Source organism: Klebsiella sp. K5-306 (assembly GCF_051835185.1).
GTDB lineage: Bacteria > Pseudomonadota > Gammaproteobacteria > Enterobacterales > Enterobacteriaceae > Klebsiella > Klebsiella oxytoca.
The window spans coordinates 1-1340 of record NZ_JAIFJY010000058.1; the positions used below are offsets into that span (position 1 = coordinate 1).

Genomic DNA, 1340 nt, shown 5'->3' on the forward strand with positions numbered 1-1340 from the left:
AAAACGGAATCTATGGTCACTCCCGTTTTTGCAACACCGATTTTGACGACAAGTTGGCTTGCTTGAATCTATCCGGCGTCTGAATGGGATTTTATTCCCGCGCCTCGATGAGTTCCGCGCCTGATGAACCTCCAGAAAATATACGGCTTCAATGAGCCTTTCCGTTTTACAGGTTCCTCAACAGGCCGGTGGGCCGTTAGTATCATCAATATCAGTATTCGCAAAACCAGATGAATGATTGTTTAAACTGGTGTATTTCTGCCTTTATGCTTCGTAAGTTTGCTGTCGCGCCGTCAGTGCCCAGGCTATTCTGGCCAGCTTGTTTGCCAGAGCACAGGTGACGACAAAGTTGCTTTTCCGACACAACAACTCCCTGACCCAGTCGGCCAACTTGCCAGACTGGTGTTCCAGTTTTTGTATGAATACCCTGGCACACTGAACCAACAAAGTTCGGATCTTTTTGTTGCCCCGCTTGCTAATCCCTAACAATGTCGTCCGACCTCCCGTGCTGTACTGTCGGGGTACCAGCCCTGTTGCCGCCGCAAAGTCACGGCTGCTGGCGTACTGCTTCCCGTCGCCAATCTCAGTTGAAATAGTACTGGCAGTCAGCGTTCCAACGCAGGGAATACTCAGCAAGCGCTGTCCAACCTCATCTTCGTCCAACTTTCGTTTCAACTGAGATTCCAGATCTTTAATCTGCTCAACAAGATAGTGATAATGCTGTTGTAATTTCAGCAGTAACTGGCTGAGATAAAGAGGCAAACTACTGTCCTCAAGAAGGGTACTCAGTCGACTAATAACGGCAGCACCTCGCGGAACGCTGATACCAAATTCCAGCAGAAAAGCATGCATCTGATTAGTTGTTTTCACCTTATCCTGAACCAGGGATTCACGGACACGATGCAGAGCTCGCATTGCCTGCTGAGATTCGGTTCTGGGCTGCACGAAACGCATAGATGGACGTGATGCTGCTTCACAGATAGCTTCAGCATCAACGAAGTCATTTTTGTTGCTTTTAACGAATGGGCGGACAAATTGCGGTGATATCAGCTTTGGAAAATGCCCTAACTCTTCCAGCTTGCGTGCCATAAAGTGAGAACCGCCACAGGCTTCCATCGCGATGGTTGTTGCCGGGCATGTCGCCAGAAATTCGATTAGCTTTGGTCGGGTGAATTTTTTACGGTAAACGGCCTTCCCACGATGATCCTGACAATGAATATGGAAAGAGTTCTTACCCAGATCGATACCAATAAGCGCAATGTTTTCCATGATGGTTCTCCGAATGAAAGCCTGTCCTCAGCATAGTACTGGGAAGGAGGGAGTGACCATCTCATTAAATA

At 48.1% G+C, this 1340-nt stretch carries 1 protein-coding gene; it reads right to left on the minus strand.

Translation table 11 applies throughout. The features are described 5' to 3' along the window. Window positions 1–264: 264 nt before the first annotated feature. On the minus strand, window positions 265–1269 hold the full coding sequence (locus K2184_RS28955; RefSeq protein ID WP_000427619.1) for an IS110-like element IS5075 family transposase: 1005 nt from the start codon (window positions 1267–1269) through the stop codon (window positions 265–267). Window positions 1270–1340: the final 71 nt, after the last annotated feature.